At 36.2% G+C, this 15504-nt stretch carries 14 protein-coding genes; 9 read left to right on the forward strand and 5 right to left on the reverse strand.

All coding sequences use genetic code 11. The features are described 5' to 3' along the window. Nucleotides 1-413: 413 nt before the first annotated feature. From OK18_RS17965 to OK18_RS17975, 3 genes are all read left to right on the forward strand, one after another. Nucleotides 414-2966, forward strand: a complete 2553-nt coding sequence (locus OK18_RS17965; protein WP_053328905.1) for an FtsK/SpoIIIE family DNA translocase — start codon at nt 414-416, stop codon at nt 2964-2966. A gap of 63 nt (nt 2967-3029) precedes the next feature. Further along, nucleotides 3030-3677 (forward strand): LolA family protein, encoded by a 648-nt coding sequence (locus OK18_RS17970; RefSeq protein ID WP_053328906.1) that lies wholly within the window; start codon nt 3030-3032, stop codon nt 3675-3677. Between the two features lie 121 nt (nt 3678-3798). Continuing rightward, nucleotides 3799-5256: an LptF/LptG family permease gene (locus OK18_RS17975; RefSeq protein WP_050020935.1), complete on the forward strand. Its 1458-nt coding sequence runs from the start codon at nt 3799-3801 to the stop codon at nt 5254-5256. A 173-nt stretch (nt 5257-5429) separates the two neighbouring features. On the opposite strand, the gene frr is transcribed toward OK18_RS17975, so the two are convergent. Both frr and pyrH read right to left on the reverse strand, forming a co-directional pair. Then, nucleotides 5430-5984, reverse strand: coding sequence for a ribosome recycling factor (gene frr / locus OK18_RS17980; RefSeq protein WP_053328907.1), 555 nt, complete (start codon nt 5982-5984; stop codon nt 5430-5432). A gap of 405 nt (nt 5985-6389) precedes the next feature. Further along, nucleotides 6390-7097, reverse strand: a complete 708-nt coding sequence (pyrH, locus tag OK18_RS17985; protein ID WP_050020933.1) for a UMP kinase — start codon at nt 7095-7097, stop codon at nt 6390-6392. Nucleotides 7098-7264: 167 nt separating this feature from the next. Between pyrH and porQ the strand changes: the two genes are divergently transcribed. The 5 genes from porQ (at nt 7265) to OK18_RS18010 (ending at nt 10348) form a co-directional block, all read left to right on the forward strand. Continuing rightward, nucleotides 7265-8257 carry a type IX secretion system protein PorQ gene (porQ, locus tag OK18_RS17990; protein ID WP_050020932.1) on the forward strand — a complete coding sequence of 331 codons (993 nt, stop codon included), beginning with the start codon at nt 7265-7267 and terminating at the stop codon, nt 8255-8257. A gap of 84 nt (nt 8258-8341) precedes the next feature. After that, on the forward strand, nt 8342-9016 hold the full coding sequence (gene cmk / locus OK18_RS17995) for a (d)CMP kinase (protein ID WP_050020931.1): 675 nt from the start codon (nt 8342-8344) through the stop codon (nt 9014-9016). A 92-nt stretch (nt 9017-9108) separates the two neighbouring features. Beyond that, nucleotides 9109-9459 (forward strand): YtxH domain-containing protein, encoded by a 351-nt coding sequence (locus tag OK18_RS18000; protein WP_050020930.1) that lies wholly within the window; start codon nt 9109-9111, stop codon nt 9457-9459. A gap of 79 nt (nt 9460-9538) precedes the next feature. Beyond that, nucleotides 9539-9847, forward strand: coding sequence for a phage holin family protein (locus tag OK18_RS18005; protein WP_050020929.1), 309 nt, complete (start codon nt 9539-9541; stop codon nt 9845-9847). 3 nt (nt 9848-9850) lie between these two features. Next, complete coding sequence (locus OK18_RS18010) at nt 9851-10348, forward strand: hypothetical protein (protein WP_053328908.1); 498 nt, start codon at nt 9851-9853, stop codon at nt 10346-10348. An 83-nt stretch (nt 10349-10431) separates the two neighbouring features. Here OK18_RS18010 and OK18_RS18015 read toward each other — a convergent pair whose 3' ends face one another. Further along, nucleotides 10432-11157: a TrmH family RNA methyltransferase gene (locus OK18_RS18015; protein ID WP_053328909.1), complete on the reverse strand. Its 726-nt coding sequence runs from the start codon at nt 11155-11157 to the stop codon at nt 10432-10434. On the opposite strand from OK18_RS18015, the gene tamL reads away from it, so the two are divergent. Continuing rightward, nucleotides 11143-13743 carry a translocation and assembly module lipoprotein TamL gene (tamL, locus tag OK18_RS18020; protein ID WP_053328910.1) on the forward strand — a complete coding sequence of 867 codons (2601 nt, stop codon included), beginning with the start codon at nt 11143-11145 and terminating at the stop codon, nt 13741-13743. The two genes, OK18_RS18015 and tamL, sit on opposite strands and share 15 nt — an antisense overlap. Here tamL and OK18_RS18025 read toward each other — a convergent pair. Next, nucleotides 13740-14309, reverse strand: a complete 570-nt coding sequence (locus tag OK18_RS18025; RefSeq protein ID WP_394331962.1) for a SanA/YdcF family protein — start codon at nt 14307-14309, stop codon at nt 13740-13742. The two genes, tamL and OK18_RS18025, sit on opposite strands and share 4 nt — an antisense overlap. A 44-nt stretch (nt 14310-14353) precedes the next feature. Next, nucleotides 14354-15478, reverse strand: a complete 1125-nt coding sequence (locus tag OK18_RS18030; RefSeq protein ID WP_053328911.1) for a ferredoxin--NADP reductase — start codon at nt 15476-15478, stop codon at nt 14354-14356. Nucleotides 15479-15504: the final 26 nt, after the last annotated feature.

Below are 15504 nucleotides of genomic sequence, written 5' to 3' on the forward strand. Positions count from 1 at the left end.
TTTTTTTCATTCGTTTTTATTTAGAGATTGACTTTCTACATTGACCAAGCATAGATACACAAATATAATTTATTTTTTTAACAAATACATAATAAATTATTAAAAATTAACATAATTATTAATAAAATATACCATAAAATAATGAAAATTCACAAGTAGGCATTTGAAATTATATTAATATTTTTCGTTGTTTTATTTTATTTACGTTCATTTATTACTATTTACTATGGTTTTTATTAAAACTTTATTACATTTAGAAAATCAATCAATTTAAGACTGAATAAAAAAATAACCTTTATTTATTTTTCTGATTAATTTTAATAGTTGTAGTAAAAGCGGGAATTACAAAATGTTTTTGAAGAAAAAAGATTCTTTTAGTATGGAAAAAACATTAAATTTGTCCCATTGATATTATGGATAAAAAGACACAAAAAAAAACGACTGAATCGCCTGAAAAAGGCAGAATTTTATCTAAGCCACGCATATTTTTCGGGCTTACTTTTATACTTTTCTCTGTGGTTCTTACATTTTCGTTTATCTCCTATCTGATGAACTGGAAGGCAGATCAAAGTCAGGCAGGAACCATGCTTGATAAGAGTATAAAATCTTCCAACATTTTCGGCAAAGCCGGTGACTGGCTGGGCAATATATTCATATTCGAAAGCATAGGTATTGCTTCATTCATTATTGCATTTTTGTTTCTGGTTGTAGGAACTCTCATCCTTAAAAAGAAAATATTCAAACCCTGGAAAACAATCGGACATTCTTTGTTTTTCATTTGCTGGCTCCCTATTTTCATGGGTGCCCTTACGAAAGGTCAGGGGGTTTTAGGTGGCGTATATGGATATCAAATCATGGATTATCTTAATGCTATTATCGGAACAGTAGGTTTATGGACTGTTCTGGCTGCAAGTATTATTTTATATTTCATCCTGGAATTTAACCTTCGTCCAAGCTCTATCAAAGCAAAATTAAACAAGCTCAACGAAAATACAATTGGCAAAGTAAAATCAATGATGCCAGATTCCGATGAGGATTTTGAAGCCGATGAAGAACTGAAGGAAGAGATTGATGAAGTTACCCCGAACGTTACAGTAACAGATGCGTCGGATAACCGTCCTAAAATAAAAACACCTGAACCTGTCAATCCCCCGAAAGGATTCCCTGAAGTTCCGGTCTCTGCAGATATAGAAACTATTACAACACCTAACCATACTTCTTTTGAAAGCGAGCCAAAGGAGGTTTCCGAGCCTGTGCCTGTCAGCTTACACCTGAATACCAAACCCGGCGTTCCGGTTTCTACTCCTGAAGAAGCTTTTGATATCAGGCCTTCTCAGACTGTCCCATCTGTATCCCCTGCACAGGAAAATATTAAATTCAATGTGGAAGTGGCTCCGGTAGTAGACATTCTGGATGATACGGACAAAAAATCACAGGAGCTGGTAGAAAAACATGGCCTTTATGATCATAAACTGGATCTTGCTAATTTCCAGATGCCTCCTGTAGACTTATTGAAAGATTATGGAAGTGAAGAAATCTCTATCAACAAAGAAGAGTTAGAAGAAAATAAAAATAAAATTGTAGGCCTGTTGAAAAATTTCAACGTAGGAATTGCAGAGATCAAAGCAACGATTGGCCCTACAGTTACTTTATATGAAATAGTTCCCGAAGCAGGAATCAGAGTAGCTGCCATTAAAAAGCTACAGGATGATATTGCGCTGAATCTTTCCGCTTTAGGAATCAGAATTATTGCCCCAATGCCCGGAAAAGGAACTATTGGTATTGAAGTACCAAGAAAAAATCCAACCATGGTTTCTATGCGTTCCGTGATTGCGTCACACAAGTTTCAAAATACGGATATGGACCTTCCGGTGGTTTTCGGAAAAACCATTTCCAATGAAATTTTCATGGCTGACCTTTCAAAAATGCCTCACTTATTGATGGCCGGAGCAACGGGACAAGGTAAATCAGTCGGGATCAATGCTATCCTTACTTCCCTTCTTTATAAAAAGCATCCAAGTGAGCTTAAATTCGTAATGGTAGACCCTAAAAAGGTAGAGCTTTCTTTATATTCAAAAATTGAAAGACATTATTTAGCAAAATTACCGGACGCGGAAGAAGCAATCATTACAGATACCAATAAAGTAATCAATACATTAAATTCTTTATGTATTGAAATGGACACCCGGTATGATCTCCTTAAAAATGCTTTCTGTAAAAACCTGAAAGAATACAACAAAAAATTTGCAGAAAGAAAATTAAACCCTGAAAACGGCCACCGTTTCCTGCCTTACATCGTTCTGGTAGTGGATGAGTTTGCAGACCTTATTATGACCGCCGGTAAAGAAGTGGAATTACCAATTGCCAGACTGGCCCAGCTTGCGAGAGCTGTGGGAATCCACCTGATCGTAGCCACTCAAAGGCCGTCTGTGAATGTTATTACCGGAATGATCAAAGCCAACTTCCCTGCAAGGGCTGCCTTCAGGGTAATTTCCAGTGTGGACTCAAGAACAATTCTCGATTCCCCGGGAGCAGATCAGCTTATCGGTAAAGGGGATATGCTTTACTTTAACGGAAATGAGATATTAAGACTTCAATGTGCCTTTGTAGATACCCCGGAGGTAGAAAGAATTGCAGAGTATATCGGCGAGCAAAAAGGATATTCATCAGCATTCCTTCTTCCTGAATATGTTTCTGAGGATGCTACAAGTTCAGCAGGTACTTTTGACCCTAATGAAAAGGATGCCCTGTTTGAGGAAGCAGCAAGGATTATTGTTTCTACGCAGCAAGGTTCCACATCCATGTTACAGAGACAGCTGAAATTGGGATACAACAGAGCCGGAAGAATTATGGATCAGCTGGAAGCAAGTGGTATTGTAGGAGGATTTAATGGAGCCAAGGCCAGAGAGGTGCTGATCAGCGACCTGCACTCTTTGGAACAGTTTTTGGAAGATCTGCGTAGCTAAAGGGAAAAACTTAAGGTTTAACCTTTAAAGTTTGAAAATATCTAAGATTATTAAATAAGAAAAATGAAAAATATTATTTCAAAAGTTATATTAGGAAGTTTTGTTGTAGGTGCAGTAAGCATGGCCAATGCTCAGAAAATAGATGCAAAAGCCAAAAAGATATTGGATGACATTACAGCCAATTACAATTCTAAAAAGAATTCTTACTTCAAATTTTCTTTTGGAAGCGGCCTGAACGGGCAGGTTACTAAAACCGAACCGGGTATTTATTATATTGCCGGGGACAAATACAAACTGAAAATCATGGATACCGAGCAGATCTTTGACGGAAGTAAAATCTATAACATCAATGCTGATGATATGGAAGTAACCATTGCAAAACCTAACGGAAACAGTGCCATGTTCTCCCCTATCAATTATCTTACAACCTATAGAAACGACTATAATGTAACATACAACGGAAAGAAAATGGTAAATGGCGTGAATGCAGATTTCATTAAACTGACTCCTGTAAAAGCCAACGGGATAAAGTACGTTTACCTTTTTGTAGATTCAGCAAAAAAACAGATGGTAAAACTGGAACAGCACGGAAATAATAAAGATGTAGCAGTAATAGCAATTAAGGAATATAAAGAAAACCAGAATCTGGATCCCAATATGTTTGTTTTTGACAAAAATAAGTTTAAAAACTACGTAATTACAGAACTTTAGAGAACGTTACACAAAACCGCAAATGGGCAAACAAGCCTTTTTACAGTTTTACTTTAGAAAAAAATAACAAAATATAAAAGCCGCAAGTACAACTTTGTGGCTTTTTGATTAATTTTGGCGCATGTTAAAAATACTAGACCGATATATCATAAAGACCTTTTTTGGACCATTTTTCTTTATATTCAGTGTATTGTTTTTCATTTTTATTGTAAACATTATCTGGGTTCAGTTAGGTCAGTTTATGGGAAAAGGGCTGAGCTACTGGCAAATCATTAAACTTTTGTTTTATCTTGGGATCAGCGTTATCAGTATGGTACTCCCCCTCACCATTCTTCTGGCAAGTATTATGTCTTTTGGAGAATTTGGGGAAAGGTATGAGCTTGCCGCAATGAAAGCCGCCGGGATTTCTCTTACAAGGGTAATGACACCTTTGCTGGGAGTGGCTACTATACTGGCCATCCTTCTCTTTTTCTTTTCAAACAACATTATTCCCGATTTTCAGAAAAAGGCGAAAAACATGCTTTTCAATATTGCCCAGACCAAGCCTGCCCTGAATTTTACTGCGGGACAGTTTATTGATCAGATTCCCGGGTATATGGTTAAATTCGATAAGATTCATGGAGAAAATGCGGAAAATCTTGAAGGGGTGTTTGTTCATAGAAAAGCCAGTACTTACGAAAACCAGCAGTCTATTGTAGCAGAAAAGGGTAAATTTGTTCCGGCTGCTAATAGTCACTTTCTTAAGCTTGAGCTTTATAATGGATATGTATTTGAAGATAATTTTGCAGGAAAAGGAGAAAATGTAAGATTGAAACAACCTGATCAGGCCATCAAATTTGATACACTGGTTTCCCACTTTGATGTAAGCGAGATCATTGATAAAGCCATCGAGAAAGAACAAATCACAGATGACTACCGTTTCCAGACCTATAACCAGCTTAATCAGACAATTGCCAAAAGCAAAAAGGAAAACCAAATGTTTTTCAACAATATCGGAACGGATGTCCTGAGCCAAACGAATTCTGTGATAAGCTATATGGATAAAGGAAATAAACATAAAGCGACTCCGAAGGCACAGATAAAACTGGATACCATAAAAGGTGATAAAAAACTGGAAATTATCTACAATTCCTATAACAGGTTGGAAAATCTGAAAAGCACATTGGAGACCAAGAAAAATGAATTCAGCTCCAATGTAAAATACTTCAGTAAAGTAGTTATCTACCAGCAAAGAATTGTTTCATATTCCGTGACCTGTATCATCTTCTTCCTGATCGGGGCAAGTTTAGGCTCCATCATCCGTAAAGGAGGTATGGGACTTCCTGTGATCATTGCCATCATTATTTTCATTATTTTCTACGTAATGAATGTGGGAGTGGAAAACATGTCCTGGAGCGGAAAAATGAATCCTTACCTGGCTGCATGGCTGCCTAACTTCATTCTTCTTCCTTTTGGAATCTGGATGACCTACAAAGCGCTTACTGATTCACAATTGTTTGATGCCGAAAAATACAAAGCGTTATTTAAGCCTATTACCAAAAGGTTTTCAAAAAGCAAAGAACATCAAAGATATCAGTAGCTGCTCAGTGATTTAGATAAAATAAAGATTCAGAATTTTCTGGATCTTTTTTTATTGCTTTTAATAAATCAATTTACATTTAAATCAAAACTTCCTATACAATAAAGATTGCAGCATTTTACAATAAAAAAGAGGTCCCATCGGAACCTCTTGTGTTTTTTTAAAACTGAAAATTATACTTTCATAATTTCAGCGTCTTTTATCTTAAGATGCTCATCACAAAGCTTTACATATTTATCAGTAAGCTCCTGGATATCAGCCTCTGCTCCTTTAATAACATCTTCGGAAATACCTTCCAGCTTTTTCAGTTCTTTCAAACCGTCCTGTCTTGCATTTCTCACCGTTACTTTAGTTTGTTCAGCTTCTGCTTTAGCCTGTTTTGCCAGTTCTCTCCTTCTTTCCTCCGTTAAAGGCGGAACATTCAGAATAATATTTTCCCCGTTATTGGAAGGTGCAAAACCTAAATTTGAATTGATAATAGCTTTTTCAATCGCATTAATTGCTGTTCTGTCCCAAGGTTGAATAGAGATGGTCATGGCATCCGGAACAGAAACATTGGCCACCTGGTTGATGGGAGTAGGAGCTCCATAATACTCTACCATTACATCCTGCACCATAGTTGTAGAAGCACGTCCCGCTCTGATTCTTTGAAATGCATGATCCAGGTGCTTTACAGCTGCGTCCATATCCTGCTTTACAGATTCTAATATAAGATCTAATTCTTCCATTATATAATTAAAATTTGATAAATTACACATTGCTTATAACGCCTGAAAATCAACTTGTTAATTTTCACAAAACGCTCTTTTAATAGTTTATTTCCTGAGTTTTCAGTATTCAGTGGTGCAAAAATAATGATTGTTTTTGATATAAAGAGTGTATAATTTGTCTATTTTTTTATTCAACATCCTGTTACAATACAATTCCCAAATAATCCATTGTTATTGTATGATCCTTTTATTATCCTTATCTGATATAAAAATTCTCAAAATCCCTTAACAATACGGAGCAAGCCCAAAACAATCCGCTGGCAAAAAAATTATTATTTCAAAAATAAAACCGCCGGACATAAGATTATGTCCGGCGGCTAAAATATGATAAGTTTTATAACTTGTTTCTGTTACTGGACTTTGTTACAAGTCTACCAGAGTTCCAACATTCTCTCCTGCTACAATTTTTTCTAAATTCCCTTCCTTATTCATATCGAATACAATGATAGGTAACTTATTTTCGTGGCTCAGAGTAAATGCCGTCATATCCATTACTTTAAGATTTTTCTCAAATACTTCATCGAAAGACAATGAATTGTATTTTACAGCATCAGCATTCTTTTCAGGATCGCTGTCGTAGATTCCGTCTACTCTTGTACCTTTCAGGATGACATCAGCTCCGATTTCGATTGCTCTTAAAGTAGCAGCAGTATCGGTAGTAAAATAAGGGTTTCCTGTTCCTGCACCGAAAATTACAACTCTTCCTTTCTCAAGATGTCTCACTGCTCTTCTTTTGATAAAAGGCTCAGCTACCTTATCCATTTCAATAGCAGACTGAAGTCTCGTTTTGATTCCTGCATCTTCCAGAGCCCCTTGCAATGCCATGCCGTTGATCACAGTTGCCAGCATCCCCATATAATCTCCCTGTACTCTGTCCATTCCTTTGGCAGCTCCTGCAACACCACGGAAAATATTTCCTCCTCCGATGACGATAGCCACTTCACATCCTTTGTCAACTACTTTCTTAATCTCTGCAGCATATTCCTGCAGTCTTTCGTTGTCAATACCGTATTGTCTGCTCCCCATTAAGGCCTCACCACTAAGTTTTAGAAGGATTCTTTTATATTTCATCTTTTATTTTTAAATAGCTTTTTACTAGACTTGATTCTCTGAAATTTGATTTTGCAAATATAATCATTAAAAATATTGGTAGAAGAAAAATATTTACACACAAATAATGTCAGAAATATTTTGAAAAGTACGAAAAAGGATTATTTTTGCATTAATTATAAATTGAATTGAAGAAAATTATCATTTTTTCATTATTTCTATCAGGAATTGTTTCTTATGCGCAAACGGGAACAAATGTTTATCCATTCTTAAATGTACCTGTATCTGCAAGACAAGCTGCCCTGGGTGGTGATGCAATTTCTGTCAGAGATTATGATGTTTCCTTTGCAATTGCAAACCCGGCCCTGTTGAATAAAGATTCTGACAAACAGCTTTCAGTAAATGCTACAGCGTATCTTGCCGATTCAAAATACGGTACGATTGCTTATGCTAAAGACTTTGAAAATGGTCATATGGCTACCATCAATGCCCGGTATATGAGCTATGGTAGTATCCCGAGAACAGATGAAAGCGGTTTTGAAAACGGAGAATTCAAGGCTTCCGATGTTGCCATTGGTGCCGGTTATGCTTACCAGTTTGAAGAGGACTGGACGATCGGTGGAGGCATTAATTTTATTACTTCAAAAATTGATAATTACACTTCTTCTGCCATCTCAGGAACCGCAGGAGTAACCTATCACAATAAAAAAAACAAGGAAGTTCTTTCCCTGGTATTAAGGAATTTCGGATTTCAGCTGAAATCATTCAACGGCGTAAAGGAAAATCTTCCTTTCAGAGTTGACCTGGGGTATACCAAAACCATCAAAAACTTTCCTCTTGCCATTACCATTACAGCACATGATCTTCAGAAGTTTGACATTTCTTCAGAATATAATGTAGAAGGACAAAAGGTAAATGCGGGCAGAAAGATTGCAGATCACTTCTCTTTAGGAGCGGAATTGTTTCCGGAAAAAAACTTCAATATCAGATTGGGCTATAACGTTAAAAGGGGAAATGAACTGGCTGTGGCAGATCAAAGAAATTTTTCAGGATTGTCGGCAGGATTTGGTGTCAAAGTATCAAGATTCCGTATAGACTATGCCCATGTGAGATATCATAATTCAACAAATGTCAACCAGATAGGAATTTCAGTAGACCTTTCAAGCCATAGAGGAGAATAACTTTATTTCCCTGAAAATCTTAATATAAGCAAGAATTTTCTTCGCTTTTCTTGATTTTTTAAAAAAAATCTTGAAATTTGCAGTATGAAAAAACCTGTAATAGCTATCGATGGGTACTCGTCTACCGGAAAAAGTTCTATCTCCAAAATCATTGCAGATAAGCTGGGACTTATCCATATGGATACAGGAGCACTTTACAGAGGGATTACCTGGTATGCATTGCAACATTGCCTCGATGAAAAAGGTACTATCGATTTGAACAGGCTTTTCTCTTCCTTACACCAGATTGAACTTGAGTTTAAAAATCACGATGGAATACTTATTCTCTATCTTAATAATACAGATATTTCTAAAGAAATTCGCTCGAATGAAGTTTCGGATCATGTAAGCCTCGTTGCAAAACAAAAAGAAGTAAGGGACTTTTTATTACAATCCCAACGCTCTTTGGCAGAAAAAGGAGGCGTTATTATGGACGGGCGTGACATAGGGACAGTAGTTCTGCCAGATGCAGACTATAAATTTTTTCTGACGGCCAGTATTGATGAAAGAACCAACAGGAGATTCCTCGAACTGTCCGGTCTGGGAATTCAGGCAGACAGAGAACAGGTAAAGCAAAACCTTATAGAAAGGGATAAAATAGACAGTGAACGCGAAATAGCTCCGTTAAGAAAAGCTGATGATGCTATTATTATTGACAACTCTGCATTGACCAAAGAGGAAACAATAAAGCTTATTCTCTCTTACATTCAAAATTTTTAACAATTTTTAATAGTATATAGTCTCCTTTGGTATACAAATTGTAAGTTTTATTACTATAAAAACTAATCTATTATTAATTTAAAAAACTTAAAATGTCTAGAAAAGGAAAAAATACAGCAGGTATATTGGCAGGACTTCTTGCAGGTGCTGCGGCAGGTGTAATCTTAGGAATGCTTTACGCGCCGGAAGAGGGTAAGGAAACCAGAAAGAAAATCAAAACAAAAGCAAATGATCTTAAAGATCAGGCAAAAAACAAGTATGGTGAGGTTTCTGAAAAAGTAAAAGACCAGTACAGCAATATTTCTTCTACCTTCAAAGAAACAGCAAATAACGTTGCCCACACGGTGAAAGACGGATATGACAAATATAAGGATCAGATTGTTTCTAAAACTGCAGATGTAGTAAAAGATGTAGAAGCAGAACTGAATGATCTAAAAAAATAAGTAATTTATCTTTTTAAGTAAATTACAAGAAGGAACTTTTGTATGAAAGTTCCTTTTTTTGTAACTTTAAAAAAAAACAATGATAGAAACTATTAAAGAATACGCCTCGAAGAGAATAGATCTTCTGAAAATTGAAGCTACTGAAAAGTCTTCTCTTTCTGCCGGGCTCATTACCTACTTTGTAGTATTGCTTGTTGCTTTTGCTTTTTTTATTATCCTTTTTAATTTTGGAATTGCATTTCTTATCGGAAAAGCATTGGATAACTATTCCTATGGATTCTTAATTGTTGCTGCTTTTTATGCGCTGATAATGGCTTTTGTAATTGCCTTTAAAAGTAAAATTGTCAATACTGTTGCAGATCAGGTTATTAAATTTTTAAATCATTAAGTTATGGGCAGAAAATATGAAAGTATAGAAGAATTAAGAAGAAAGAAAAAACTGCTTCAAAATGAAATAAGTGATCTTGAAAACCTTCTTACTTTTAAAAACACAAAAGAAAGTCTAAGTGCATTTACCAATGGTTTATCAGACCAGTATCTTCAGGAAAAAATAGATGAAGATGGTGATGAAAAAGTAGTTCTCAGAAAAGATGTTATTGCCAAGCAGCTTACCTCAGAAGTAAAAGACCTTTTTATCAGTAAAAATACCGCCGTTGGTCTTGCCAGCTCAGCTTTTAAAGGAAATATTACCGATAGCCTTGTTAAGCTTGGAGTTACTGCCATCATAGGTAACTATGCAAAGAAAAACATGAAAAGTACCAATTGGAAAAATAAACTTGTGGGCGCAGCTCTTATCTACCTTGCTCCTATCGCTTTAAAATTTGTCAGGAAAAAATTGGAAGAATATCAGAAAAATAAAAGTGTTTCCAGTATGGAACAACTTATATAGAAATTAGATGTTAGAAACCAGAAGTTAGAACATGATGATTCATCCGTAGTTTATACTAATTTCTAACCTCCGGTTTCTGATTTCTATTTTGAAAATAACTGTCCTAAAATAATCCCCGCTGCCATCGAAACATTCAGGCTTTCTGTAGACCGGGATTTTCCAAATCTTGGAATGCTGATGGATTTTTGAAGCAGTTCCTCCGTTTCCGGCCTCATCCCGTTCCCCTCATTTCCTAAAATCAGATTGATTTTTTCCGGCCTTTCAAAGGTATAAATATTCTCTCCGTCCATATCAGTTCCGATATTGACATTTTCCGTTTGGGAAAGATATTCTACAAGATTGGTATAAACGATATTTACTCTGGTAAAAGATCCCATTGTAGCCTGGATGACCTTCGGATTGTAAAAATCTACCGTATCTTCACTGCAAATAATCTGTTCTATTCCGAACCAGTCTGCCAGCCGGATAATGGTTCCCAGATTTCCAGGATCCTGAATTCCGTCCAGAACCAGCTGAATCTCTTTATCCTCCGTTTTTTGTTCCTGAGCCAGGTAACATACGGCTACAGAATCTTTTGGCGTTTTCAGGAAGCTGATTTTTTTTAACTCATTTTCAGAGATATGGGTAACAGGGATATCAGTACGGTCCAATTTTTGCGGATCGGTTGATAATATTTCTTTAACTTTAAAGTTAGAATTGAAAAGTTCACAAATGATTTTATTACCTTCAACCAAAAACAAATTGTATTTTTGTCTGAACTTCTTTTTATCTAAAGATTGTAAAACTTTTATTGTATGAGCTGTAAGCATTATAAGAATTCTCCTCAAAAATATTATAAAATTATCTCATTTGCAACATTTGTTGGCCTCCTTTATGCTTGTAGTACAACAAAAAAAGTTCCGGAAGGCGAATACCTGCTTACCAAGAACAACTTTGAGTTCGAAGATAAAAAAGAATTTTTCGATGAGGAGCTGAAAGATTATGTTCAGCAAAAACCTAATAAAAAGCAGCTTCTTTTTATGCCATTAAGTTTGGCTTTTTATAATATGGCCAACCCAAAGTATGATACCATTCTTAATGAATATATGACTTATCCCAGTGAGATGAGAAACCAAAAACTAAGGGATTCATTATTCATCAAGTATAATATGAAAAGCAGTATAGGGAAAAGCCTTGTTCTGGACCGTATCCTGCATAATTGGGGAACTCCTCCTGTAATTCTGGATCAGACCAGAAGTGAGAAAAGTGCCGAATCTATTAAGAAAAGACTTATCTACAGGGGTTTCTGGGATGCTGATGTACAATACAAGCATGATCTGGATACCGCTTCTAAAAAAGCTGCAGTCAACTATTTTATCAAACATAACGAGCCTACCCGGATCAAAGATTATTATTACAATATTCCTGATTTGGGAATTAAAGGATATTATACTGCCAATCTTAACAAAAGCCTGATCCGGTCAGGAAATATCCTTGACCAGACGATTCTTGAAAAAGAGGTGACAAGAATTACCGACCTCATGCGGGAATTTGGATATTATAAATTCAATAACCTTAATGATGAAGTTTATTTTGTAGCAGATTCTTTAAAAAATAAAAAAAATGTACCGCTTACATTAGAGATTCATAAAGACTCTCTGGACAGCCGTTATAAAGTTTCTACATTTGGTAATATTGATGTAGCTATTGTGGATGAGCCTGGTGACTACCCTAAAAATACGGTTAAAGACAGCTTAAGAAGGATCAGATTCCATACTGTGAACGACAAATACAAAATTTCATCATTATGGAGAGCCATTATTCCGGATAACAGACAGATATTTGATCAAAAAAAGCTAGATGTTACCAAAAGAAATCTTTTGGCCATGAACAACTTCAGTATTGTAAAAGCAAGGGACTCTTTGAGACAAGGGGGAATGTCTGCTCCCAATGACAGTATTGTGGATGTTCTGTATGTGCTGAAACCGCTTCCGAAATATGAGCTGAAGGTAGGTTTGGATGGTAATTATTCTCAGATACTTAATCTGGGGGTCTCCCCTTCTGTAGATCTTACGACACGGAATGTTTTCAGAGGTGCGGAAAACCTTTCCACCAGTATTTCCGGTACATTCGGATCTATCAGAAGTACCGAGGATATTAATAAAAGATCTTTAGCTTATGAAATATCTGCACAGGCTTCGCTTAATTTTCCCCGACTGCTTCTACCTTTTAATTATTATAAGTTTATTCCTAAGAGGTACACGCCTACCTCATCCATTTTATTGGGATCTTCTATACAGACGAATATAGGTCTGGGAAGAGTCAATTTCAATACCGGATTAAATTATCAGGCCAACGTAAATGATCAGGTATACCACAAGCTTACCCTGTTCAATACCCAGGTCAGTTTGACTAAAAATAAAAATGCCTATTATGATTACTTCGTGAATGACAGGCTTGTAAAAGATGAAATATTTAATGATTATTTCACTTTCAGACCAGATATTGGAAATCAGTTGGCCAACGGGCAGCTTACTATAGATGAAGTTTCTCAGAGAATTTTAGAGGATACACAATATCAGCAAGGGCTCAACCAGCAGGGTAATGATCTTTTGACTACATTCAGAGGGAGTCTTATCAATAAGGAAAGACAGACGGAAGATGTTCTTATTTCTTCCATGATCTATAACTTTGTATATAGTGAAATTGGTAAAAAAGATTATCCCAATGCTTTTTATTTTAATGGGAAAGTTGAACTTGCCGGTAATATTTTAAGCCTGTTCAATAAAAGAAGCAATGACGGAGGAGTTATTTCAGGACCTCAAAAAACCATTTTCGGGATACCTTATGCACAGTTCGTAAAATTTGATATTGACGCAAGAAAGTATTTTAAATTTAACGGAAATCAGACATTGGTTCTTCGTCAGTTTATCGGGGTGGGTGTTCCCTACGGAAATTCTGAAGAAATGCCTATTATCAAATCCTATTTCAACGGGGGTTCCAATGATATCAGGGCATGGGTAGCATTCGGCGGACTAGGTCCTGCTGATTCCCAGGTAGATGAAAGGGTACGAACTTATATGACCAATGATGTAAAGCTTACTACTAATATTGAATACAGGATTCCATTCAATAATATGTATGAGGGAGCAATATTTACAGATATCGGAAATACCTGGAGCCTACGTAATCATCAGGATGCTCATAATGATCAATTTAAATTCGGGAAATTCTTAGGACAAATGGGTATCGGTAGTGGATTCGGATTACGGGTAAATGTAGCTTATATTACCTTCAGGCTGGATCTTGCTTACAAAATTTATGATCCTAATAAACCTGAAGGAGACCGATGGAGATTCAAAAACTTCCAGCCTTTCAAACCTACCCTTAATATCGCGTTCGGATATCCTTTCTAATCCGGGGAAACGCCTAAGATAAAATATACTACAGCAATTACACGGGCGAGGATTTCCCTCGCCTGATTTCTGTAAAAACTTTCAGGTTTAGTCACATCCTGGGCATCAAAACCCAAGGCATTCATGTCGTTATTTCTTGCAAAAAACAAGGCCCGAAGATTATGGTAGCCTTGTGAGACAATGATCACATTCTTCTTTTTGTAAACATCTTTACATCTGAGAATACTTTTATAGGTATTGAAACCCTTTGGATCTTCTATAATAATATCTTCAGGCACCCCTTCCTGATTGACCAAATAGTTTTTCATGGCAGCAGGTTCATTATATCCCTTGCTTTTTTCTCCGCTTACAATAATTTTTTTGATTTTCCCGTGATGATAAAGGAGCGCGGCAGCATCCATTCTTTTGGTAAAATAAGGATTGGATTGCCCTGATCTCATTTTAGGAGAAGTTCCCAGGACCAAAGCAATTTCCCGTGGAGGAATTTTGGATATTTTGGTGTAAGTACGCCCGTTGGTAAGCCCAAAAACCCAGACATTACAGAAACATATCAATAGAATTCCCAATTCTATTGATATACAACCTAGGTTAAATATGTTCCTGATAATTCTCAACTAAAATCAAAGTTAAGCTTTATTTTTCTACTTTTCACTATAGACATACAGGCCAGTATATGTCCCTGCATCTCTTCTTTTTCCGTAAGATATTCATTTTCCAGCAGTTCCACCTCTCCTTCTTCCAATAAACATTCACAGCTTCCACAAATCCCCGATTTGCAGGAATAAGGCACAGGAAAATTCTGAATCAAAAGCTGCTGTAAAATTTTATCTTTATTGTCCGGCAATTGTGTTGAATAATTTTTGCCCATCATTGTAAATTCCACTTCAATATTTTCAATGAGAGGAAATTCTTTCTCTACAGGATAAATATCATCATTGAATTCTTCGAAAAGTTCGAAATGAATATTTTTTTTAGGAATCCCATGATGGTAGCAGGCATTCGCCAGTGTTTTGATCATTTCTCCTTTTCCACAAATTAAAACTTCATCCACTGCATCCCAGATTGTAGATTCTTCATCCGTATCATCCAGATGCAGAATCTGATTGATGATCAGGCTTAATTTCTTTTCATCCAGCCTGCCATAGAAAAACTGATCACCCGTATTTTCCTGCGAAAAAAAATAAAAGATCTGTAGTCTGTCCCCACATGTTCTGGCAAGATTGTCCAATTGATCCCTGTAAACCAGATCTTCTGAACTTTTGTTTCCAAAGAATAAAAACAATCTCGTACGTGGCTCATTGTGAAGAATATTCTTGAAATGGCTCAAAATTGGTGTAATTCCAATTCCTGCCGCAAAAGCAACAATAGTTCTGAACTCACTTGGTTTGGATACTAAAGTAAATCTTCCTCCGGGTTCACTCACCAGCAGCTCGTCTCCCACGTTATAGTTCTGGTATAGCTGGGAAGTCGCTCCGTCAGGGGAGTTTACTTTTATCCCCAGTGATATTTTTCCTTCATAAGGAGCAGAGGTCATTGAATAATCATTGATTACTTCCTCTCCATGAGATTGAAATTTTACACTAACATACTGTCCGGCCTCAAACTTAAAATGGTCTTTCAGATTCTCGGGAATATCAAACTCCAGAGAAAAAGTATTTTTGGTCAGGTCTTCCTTTTTCGTTACTTTTAACGGATGAAACTGTGTCAGTTTCCCTTTATAGATTTGTTGTTCCATAACTTCAATTCAAAAATAGATAAAAA

The sequence above is a fragment of the Chryseobacterium gallinarum genome, assembly GCF_001021975.1.
In the GTDB taxonomy this organism is placed as follows: domain Bacteria; phylum Bacteroidota; class Bacteroidia; order Flavobacteriales; family Weeksellaceae; genus Chryseobacterium; species Chryseobacterium gallinarum.

Excerpts from the sequence above, each read along its gene's own strand:
- OK18_RS18015 (WP_053328909.1), bottom strand. The coding sequence starts at position 11,157 with ATGCTTACAGCTCATACAATAAAAGTTTTACAATCTTTAGATAAAAAG.
- OK18_RS18030 (WP_053328911.1), bottom strand. The coding sequence starts at position 15,478 with ATGGAACAACAAATCTATAAAGGGAAACTGACACAGTTTCATCCGTTA.
- OK18_RS17965 (WP_053328905.1), top strand. The coding sequence starts at position 414 with ATGGATAAAAAGACACAAAAAAAAACGACTGAATCGCCTGAAAAAGGC.
- OK18_RS18010 (WP_053328908.1), top strand. The coding sequence starts at position 9,851 with ATGGGCAGAAAATATGAAAGTATAGAAGAATTAAGAAGAAAGAAAAAA.
- pyrH (WP_050020933.1), bottom strand. The coding sequence starts at position 7,097 with ATGAAATATAAAAGAATCCTTCTAAAACTTAGTGGTGAGGCCTTAATG.
- OK18_RS18000 (WP_050020930.1), top strand. The coding sequence starts at position 9,109 with ATGTCTAGAAAAGGAAAAAATACAGCAGGTATATTGGCAGGACTTCTT.
- tamL (WP_053328910.1), top strand. The coding sequence starts at position 11,143 with ATGAGCTGTAAGCATTATAAGAATTCTCCTCAAAAATATTATAAAATT.
- OK18_RS17970 (WP_053328906.1), top strand. The coding sequence starts at position 3,030 with ATGAAAAATATTATTTCAAAAGTTATATTAGGAAGTTTTGTTGTAGGT.
- frr (WP_053328907.1), bottom strand. The coding sequence starts at position 5,984 with ATGGAAGAATTAGATCTTATATTAGAATCTGTAAAGCAGGATATGGAC.
- OK18_RS18005 (WP_050020929.1), top strand. The coding sequence starts at position 9,539 with ATGATAGAAACTATTAAAGAATACGCCTCGAAGAGAATAGATCTTCTG.
- OK18_RS17975 (WP_050020935.1), top strand. The coding sequence starts at position 3,799 with ATGTTAAAAATACTAGACCGATATATCATAAAGACCTTTTTTGGACCA.
- cmk (WP_050020931.1), top strand. The coding sequence starts at position 8,342 with ATGAAAAAACCTGTAATAGCTATCGATGGGTACTCGTCTACCGGAAAA.